We start from the raw sequence: 7,955 nt of genomic DNA on the forward strand, positions 1-7,955 counted from the left end.
AATTCGTAGGGCTGAGTCTCCCACCCGGATATCCTGATGTTCTTCAATTGTGTCTCCCAGTCGTGAACGATAGGTTTTCAGGGCGATGGGGCGCCAGGCCTGCGGTCGCCTTTTTGCTCTTTGTGGAGTACGACCGGGATTTTAATCTTGCAGAATTCGATGGGGTATCCGCAAAAGAGTCTATCTTATTTAATTATGTGTAATCAACTTAGTGAACGAAAGAAACAACTGAAATAACAAAAGCGTGGATATTTATATCTGTTTCTTCATGGAAATAATAAAATCCAAGACAATTTGCGACTGAATGTCTCTAACGTTACACTCTTCATGTATCTGGCGGGCCCTTGTTTGGCAAAACCAACCGTGGGTGGCATATGCACCATCCTGATTCCTGGCCGTCCAGGCCGCGCACCACGAGAAACTTGCGATTGCTCGTAGGTGCGTCGGTGGCGGCAGTAGCGTTCATTCTGTTCCTGACGTGGCTGGCACTGCGCGTGCACTTGGCCTTGGCGGGTTTCCTGAACGGAGACTCCACATGGATGGCTGTCCAGAACCGGGCGGTCGTCGACCTGCTCCAGTATGCGGATACGGGCGAGGAGACGGATCTCGCGCGCTTCAACAGCCAGTATTCGACACTGGCGACATTTCGGTCGGTTCGCGATCAGCTATTGTCGCGGCGTCCTGATATGGCCCGGGCGATCTCCATCCTGAGCAATATCCACGCAACAGAAGTGCCGCTCGAAGATGCGGTTTTCGTCTTCGCGTATTTCTCAGGGGCACCGCACATCAGGCAGGCGATCGCGCAGTGGAAGGCGGCCGACCCGCTGGTTGACGAACTCGAGACCATTGCCGAGACGCTGCGCCAAAGCAATGCATACGGTGCACCGCTTCGGGCGGAACTTCAATTCCAGCGGGCGCGCATCCGCACGATCAGCAGTGCACTGGTTGACCGGAGCCTGGTATTCTCATCGGACATCGCACAGGGCGCCGTACTGGCCGATATCGCACTGTTCTTCGGGGTGTTGGGGACAACTGCGCTGGCTATCGGATTGTGGCTGCTGGCGGCGCGGCGCATCCTGAGCAGGTTGCGAAGCAGCGAAAAGCGCTACCGATTACTCTTTGACAGCGCCCCGGACGCGATTGTCATTGCTGATCAGGCGACGGGTGCCGTCCTGGATGCGAACCGCACGGCCCTGGAGTGGCGCAGAAAGGGGGCGCAAAGACCCGAGGGAATGACCTATACCCAGTGGTTCAACGACTGTGCACTGCACGAAGTTGCGCCCGGCGATGACGGGCTTCAGAGCGGTGAGGACGGCCAGCGGGTAGTCGAGACACAGACCAGCGTGTTGGCGTGGGGCTTGCGAACTGCGCATCAATCCGTCGTCCGTGATATTTCCGAACGGGTTCGTGACGAACGTGATCGGCACATTGCCGCAGCTGCGCTGGCGAACACGGCAGAGGGCATTCTCATCGTCAATGCCAGGGGCCGCGTCGTCTCGCCCAATCGGGCCGCCACCGAGATCACTGGATATACCAAAGCGGACCTGCTCGAAATGTGCCTGGAGGATACGCGTTGCATGGCCGACGGCAGCGCGATGCAGATCAGCGTCAGAGACATGGCTAACGCGGTGGGCCGCTGGTCGGGTGAGGTGCAGAGCCGACGGAAGGACGGCAGCACATATCCTGAAAGCCTGACCGTCAGTGCCATTCGCGAAAATGATCAGATAGCCGTGTATTACGTCGCGGTGTTCAGCGACATTTCCGACATTCGGGAGGCCCGCCGGCACCTGGAGCGGCTTGCGCTCCACGACTCACTGACCGGTCTTGTGAATCGTGCGGAGCTTCAGCGTCGTTGTGATGCGGCGATAGGTATGGCGGCACAAGTCGGGAAGATGGTGGCGGTGCTGTTCATCGACCTGGATGGATTCAAGGCCGTGAATGATCGGTACGGACACGCAGCGGGTGATGAGCTTTTGCAACTGGTCAGCGAACGCATTTATCACCAGCAACGCGCGGTCGACACGGTGGGACGCATCGGTGGCGACGAGTTCGTGGTACTGCTGACGGAGCTCGAGCGCCGCGAAGATGCTGCGTCCGCAGCCGAGAGGATCCTGGCGGCTCTGTCTCGACCATTCAAGCTCGACAGCTGTGAAGCGGCCGTGGGAGCCAGTATCGGCATCGCCTGCACCCCTCAGGACGGCGACAGATCCCAGACACTGATCGCAAACGCGGACGCAGCCATGTACGCGGCCAAGAGCTGCCGGCCCAATACATGGCGGTTCCATCAATACTGCGAAGCAAGGGCCCAGGAATAGGGAAGCCAGCCGAGGACCTGTACTGGTTTCGTGCGCCGTCGGGCTAGTCGTTTCTCAGCCGTTCCGCGCTGCTTCGATGGCGGCTACATCGATCTTTTGCATCCGCATCATGGCGTCGAAGACCCGCTTTGCGGCGGCCCGATCTGGACCGGTGAACGTGTTGGTCAGATCCGCTGGGATGATTTGCCAGGAAAGGCCCCACCTGTCCTTGCACCAGCCGCAGTCGCTTACATTGACCATCCAAGGGGTACCAAAGCGATCTCTGGCCATGCCGAACCCGGCCGACCGCAGTTGTGCTGCGCGAGGCCACCCGCCGTACCGGTGTGGTGCCCAATACTGCATATCGCCATTTCAAGAATCGCCAGGCTCTGTTCGAAGCGGTGCGCCTCGCTGCCTTGTCGCTGCTGGCCCGCGCTATCGAATCGGAGATCGATGGCGTGCAGCACCTGAGCGATCCACGCCAGCGCGCGCGGTCTTCCGGGGCGTCGGCTTGGGTTACCTGGGTTTTGCGCGCCGGGAGCCAGGTCTGTTTCGCACCGCATTTGCAGCACAGCCTTTTGGCGTGGACGAACCCAGCAGCAAGGACGATTCGTCGCGTGGTGCCAGCGGGCTGGATCCATTCCAGCTACTCGGTCACGCCCTGGACGGTATGGTCGACACCGGTCTGCTGTCGCCCGGACAGCGCTCGGGAGCAGAATGGATGGCGTGGTCCGCCGTTCACGGAATGGCGTTCCTGCTGCTGAATGGCCCCTTACGGGGCTTGGGAGAGGCCGACTGTCAGACACTGGCCGAGCGACTGGTGGCGATGGTCGAGCGGGGCCTGCTCGCAGAAAACCTGGCACAGTAGAAATGCTGCGCCAGGCGTCGCATCAAGCGACGCGAGGAGCCTGACCCCAGCGGCTGGGGTCGGCTTTCTGCAGGTCACGCAGGCGACCCAGTTGGCTGACCGGAAGCGTGATGGCTGTACGGGCGATATGGCCCACTGGCCGGAAATCCCAGTCGGGGTTCAGGCCCTCGTGCCGCAGCCACCCGTACATGCCTTCCGCCTGCGGGCGGAATCCGGCGAAGAAGTTGTAAACGACCTTGCGGGGTTCGCTGCGTTTCTGACTGATCATGGTGATGTCCTCTGGATGCCCATGTTCGATGCGCGGATCATAGTGCGAATACGCGGAAAGCTAGGGTAAACCCATACTCGTCGTATGCTTTAGTGCCGGAGGTTACAATTGCATTCGGAGCCAGCAGCTAAGGTGATTCCCAGGCGCGCCCCGTCATCCGGATTCAGACCTCCTTGATTCACGCCAGCCATCAGCCGCAAGCACGGCACGCGATCATCGCCACGGGCCTGCTGGCCGCCGTGCTGGTGGCGATCGTCATCACCCCTCTATCGGACTTTCGCCCCGAGGTTCCATTCTTTCTGCCGCTGCATTCCGCACTGGAAGTCCTATCGGTCGTCGTGGCTGCGCTGATTTTTGCCGTCATCTGGACCTCGCGTCACGAGCATCTGGCCGACAACTTGATCATCCTGGCGACCGCATTCCTTGGCGTAGCGTTGCTGGATTTCTCCCACGCTATGTCCGTTCAGGGAATGCCGATCATGGTGACGCCGAGTTCCCCGGACAAGGGCATCGCGTTCTGGCTGGCCGGGCGGATGCTGAGCGCCGTGGCCCTGCTGGCGGCAGTCTGGCTGCGTTGGGGTGCCCGCCATCTGCGCTGGCCGGCGGGAGCGCAGCTGGCAGGGGTGCTTGCCATTGTGGCCGGGGTGCATGTCGTGATCCTGGGATATCCTCAGATCCTGCCACAGATGTTCGCGGCCGGACAGGGGCTCACCCGGTTCAAGGTCGTGTCCGAGTATGTGCTGATTGCCGCCTATCTGATGGTGGCGGTCCGGCTGGTCTGGTATTGGCGGCGTCCGCGCGAGTTTGGCGCCAGCAGCCTGTTTGCGGCGGCCTGCATCATGGCTCAGGGCGAGATCTTCTTCGCGCTCTATACCCGTACATCCGATTTCTACAATCTGGTAGGCCACCTCTATAGCGTCATTGCGTACCTGTACCTGTACCGGGCGGTTTTCATAGAGTCTGTCCAGCGTCCCTATCGTCTGCTCGACAGATCGCAGCGCCGGCTGAGCGCGACGCTGGATGCAGTGCCCGATCTGCTGTTTGAGATGGACGCCCATGGTCGTTACCTTGAGGTCCATAGTGGCCTGCTGGACCACTTGGCAGCACCGCTTCCGAAATTGCTGGGGCGTACCGTGCATGACGTCCTGCCCCCGGAGGATGCTGCCGTGGTGCTGTCCGCGCTTCAGGAGGCGCAGACTCAGGGCCTGTCCAGAGGCAAGGTCATCGCGCTCGACATCCTGGGCAAGGGCAGGCGCTGGTTTGAGCTGTCCGTGGCGCCCAAGCCGGTTGAAAAGGGGGTGGAGCCGCAGTTTGTCCTGATTTCCCGTGACATCACGGATCGCTTTGAAAACGAACAGGCGCTGTATGCGCTTTCCAATTTCGATCAGCTCACCGGATTGCCCAACCGGACGTCGCTGCTCAACACGCTGGAGCACATTGCGGCGGGTGGCGACCCCGTCGCGATCTTCTGGGTGGATCTGGACCGCTTCAAGAACATCAATGACGTCATGGGCCACGCCTCGGGTGACCAGTTGTTGGTGGAGACCGCTCGCCGTCTGCGTTCGAAGCTTCGCAGTCAGGATGTGCTGTCACGCCATTCGGGCGACAGTTTCGTGGCAGTTGCCCACGGTCTGGGTCGCGCGCAGGCGGCGGCGCTCGCCGCGAATCTGTTGTCCGCCGTTGCTGAACCCGTGTCGCTTTCCGGCCACGAACTCTCGGTCACGGTGTCCATCGGAGTGACGATGTGTCCAGACGACACCCAGGATCCAGCTGTACTTCTGAAAAACGCGGAAGGGGCCATGTATCGCGTCAAGGACGAAGGCCGCAATCACTACGAGTTTTATGCTTCCGAAGTGCAGACTCGCGTCACGCATGCGGCGGCGGTGGGGGCAGCGCTCAAGTTGGCATTCCAGCGTGGCGAGTTGCGGCTGGTCTACCAGCCGCAGGTATCTCTGGACGATGGACATGTGACCGGCGCAGAGGCTTTGCTGCGGTGGGATTCGCCGCGTTTCGGCGCCGTGTCGCCCGCAGAGTTCATCCCGCTGGCGGAGGCCAATGGCCTCATCGTGCCAATCGGTGAGTGGGTGATCCGCCAGGCACTGACGCAACTGCATGACTGGCTGGCGGGCGGCCTACCGAAGATGGCCCTGGCAATCAATCTTTCGGCGACACAATTCATGCAGTCCGGGTTCATCGAACAGGCGAGCCGGATCCTGGATGCAACCCAGGCGCCGCCAGATTGCGTGGAGTTCGAAATCACCGAAGCAGTCGCCATGCGGGCGCCTGAGGCCGCGCTTGGAATCATGCAGCGACTGGGCGAGCGGGGCATTCATTTCGCGATCGACGATTTCGGCACGGGCTATTCATCGCTCAGCTATCTCAAGCGCTTCCGGATCAACAAGCTGAAGATCGACCAGTCGTTCGTGCGTGATATCTTTTCCGACGCCGATGACCAGGCGATTGTGATGGCCGTCATTCAAATGGCCCATAGTCTGGGTGTTACCACCATTGCCGAAGGCGTGGAGACGGTGGAGCAGATCCAGTTTCTGAAGGCGCGCGGCTGCCACGAGGCTCAGGGCTTCTATTTCAGCCGGCCACTGACAGCTGGTCAGTTCGAGCAGTACATCAGGAACTGGCAGCCTGGGTGACCGAGTGTTCGGGCCTAATGAGCAAAGGTAGCCCCAGTGTGGCATGCTGTCGGCCAACTGTGGTCCGTAACCCCTAAGGTCCGGGAGTATGATTTCCTGAAATCTATTCTCTTGAAGGAGACTACCCATGTCCACTCGTTCGATCCCGCCGTTTCGTGCCGACCATGTGGGAAGCCTATTGCGGCCCAGATTTCTTCTGGATGCTCGTGATCAGCACGCTCGGGGCGCGATCGATGCGGCGGCGCTGCGCAAGGTCGAAGACCGTGCAATCACCGAAGCTGTAAAGTTCCAGGAGGACATTGGGCTGAAGTCGATTACGGACGGGGAGTTCCGCCGCACCTATTTCCACCTGGATTTCTTGCGGCACCTGGGCGGCGTGGCGACCGACGACCCCAAGCTCGTCGTCGGCGAAGACGGCAAGGAGCATCTGTTGCCGCCGGGCATCCGGGTGGTAGACAAGGTCCGGCATGTGCGCGATATCCAGCGGGCGGACTTTGAGTATCTTTCCAGCCAGGTATCGGCCGGCCATACGCCCAAGGTCTCGATCCCCTCGCCCACCATGCTGCACTTCCGCGGGGGACGCGCCGGTATCAATGCTCAGGCCTACCCCGAGCTGGAGCCGGATTTCTACGAGGATGTGGCCAAGGCCTACGGGCAGGAACTTCACAGCCTGTATGAAGCCGGCTGCCGCTACGTCCAGATGGACGACACCAACCTGGCGTACCTGTGCGATCAACACATGAGAGAGGCGGCACGTACACGCGGCGACGACCCCAACGAGCTTCCGCACCGTTATGCCAAGTTCATCAATCGCGTCGTGGCTTACAAGCCCAAGGACATGGTGCTGTCCATGCACCTGTGCCGGGGCAACTTCAAGAGCACCTACGCGGCTGAAGGCAACTATGAACCGGTGGCCGAAGCGCTGTTGTCGGAAATGCATCTGGATGCATATTTCATGGAATACGACGACGATCGTAGCGGTGACTTTCGCCCGTTGCGGTTCCTGCCGGCTAACAAGATCGTGGTGCTGGGGCTGGTGACCACGAAATTCAGCCCGCTGGAATCCAAGGACGATCTGAAGCGCCGCATCGACGAAGCCTCCAAATACGCCCCGCTGGAGCAGCTTGCGCTTTCACCCCAGTGCGGATTTTCCAGCACAGTTCACGGCAACAAGATTTCGGTGGACGACGAGCGGGCGAAGCTGCGCCTGGTCGTCGAAGTCGCGCGCGATGTGTGGGGTGACGCCTGAGGCGCGACGGTCACAGCCACTGACAGGAAACCAACGCGGCCTTCGCGCCCGGGAGCGGCAGCCATGCAGATCGGATTCACCAGGCGGCACATGAGAATCGTGCCGGCGTTTTTGTTTGGACTCACAGCACTTCTCTCCGGACTGGCACCGCTGGCCGCTCAGGCGCAGGATGGGGTAAACCAGCCCAGAATGACGCTGCAGGTGGGACAGATCAGCGACTCAATCGCGTTCTTTCCGATCTTCGTCGCCAAGAAGCAGGGCTTCTTTGCCAAGCATGATCTTCGGGTCGGCGACATACCGCTGCTGGGGACCGGCGCGAAGCTGGCAGCGGCACTTCAATCGGGGAGCATCGATGTCGCCGGGGGCAACGGTACGGATCCGCTGAACCTCTATCGCGCCAACAAGGGCACTCGCATGATTGCCCAGTTGGTGAACACCTACTATGTGGACATCATCACGGGGCCATCCTTTTCGGGTCCGCAGGCGTCCGCGTCGCTGGCTGAACGGATCCAGGGGCTCAAGGGCAAGAAGATTGGCGTCACCGGCCCGGGCAGCGGTACCCAAGCACTGGTTGACTTCCTGTTGGGCATGCAGGGAATGCACTCGTCCACCGACATCACACTCGTGT

The 7,955-nt window shown here is 60.6% G+C and carries 7 protein-coding genes; 5 read left to right on the plus strand and 2 right to left on the minus strand.

Features of this window, described 5'->3' with window-relative positions:
• Positions 1 to 422: 422 nt before the first annotated feature.
• Positions 423 to 2,315, plus strand: a complete 1,893-nt coding sequence (locus EPN31_RS00860; protein ID WP_291768149.1) for a diguanylate cyclase — start codon at positions 423 to 425, stop codon at positions 2,313 to 2,315.
• Positions 2,316 to 2,369: 54 nt separating this feature from the next.
• Here EPN31_RS00860 and EPN31_RS00865 read toward each other — a convergent pair whose 3' ends face one another.
• Positions 2,370 to 2,585, minus strand: coding sequence for a VOC family protein (locus tag EPN31_RS00865; RefSeq protein ID WP_367188284.1), 216 nt, complete (start codon positions 2,583 to 2,585; stop codon positions 2,370 to 2,372).
• A 220-nt stretch (positions 2,586 to 2,805) separates the two neighbouring features.
• On the opposite strand from EPN31_RS00865, the gene EPN31_RS00870 reads away from it, so the two are divergent.
• Positions 2,806 to 3,162: a TetR-like C-terminal domain-containing protein gene (locus EPN31_RS00870; RefSeq protein ID WP_291768151.1), complete on the plus strand. Its 357-nt coding sequence runs from the start codon at positions 2,806 to 2,808 to the stop codon at positions 3,160 to 3,162.
• A 22-nt stretch (positions 3,163 to 3,184) separates the two neighbouring features.
• Here EPN31_RS00870 and EPN31_RS00875 read toward each other — a convergent pair whose 3' ends face one another.
• Positions 3,185 to 3,430: a hypothetical protein gene (locus EPN31_RS00875; protein WP_291768153.1), complete on the minus strand. Its 246-nt coding sequence runs from the start codon at positions 3,428 to 3,430 to the stop codon at positions 3,185 to 3,187.
• A gap of 173 nt (positions 3,431 to 3,603) precedes the next feature.
• On the opposite strand from EPN31_RS00875, the gene EPN31_RS00880 reads away from it, so the two are divergent.
• The 3 genes from EPN31_RS00880 to EPN31_RS00890 form a co-directional block, all read left to right on the plus strand.
• Positions 3,604 to 6,078 carry an EAL domain-containing protein gene (locus EPN31_RS00880; protein WP_291768155.1) on the plus strand — a complete coding sequence of 825 codons (2,475 nt, stop codon included), beginning with the start codon at positions 3,604 to 3,606 and terminating at the stop codon, positions 6,076 to 6,078.
• Between the two features lie 127 nt (positions 6,079 to 6,205).
• On the plus strand, positions 6,206 to 7,327 hold the full coding sequence (locus tag EPN31_RS00885; RefSeq protein WP_291768157.1) for a 5-methyltetrahydropteroyltriglutamate--homocysteine S-methyltransferase: 1,122 nt from the start codon (positions 6,206 to 6,208) through the stop codon (positions 7,325 to 7,327).
• Positions 7,328 to 7,390: 63 nt separating this feature from the next.
• Positions 7,391 to 7,955: ABC transporter substrate-binding protein (locus EPN31_RS00890; protein ID WP_291768159.1), on the plus strand; the 565-nt coding region annotated here is incomplete at its 3' end.

This window comes from Castellaniella sp., from assembly GCF_004321985.1.
GTDB lineage: Bacteria > Pseudomonadota > Gammaproteobacteria > Burkholderiales > Burkholderiaceae_B > Castellaniella.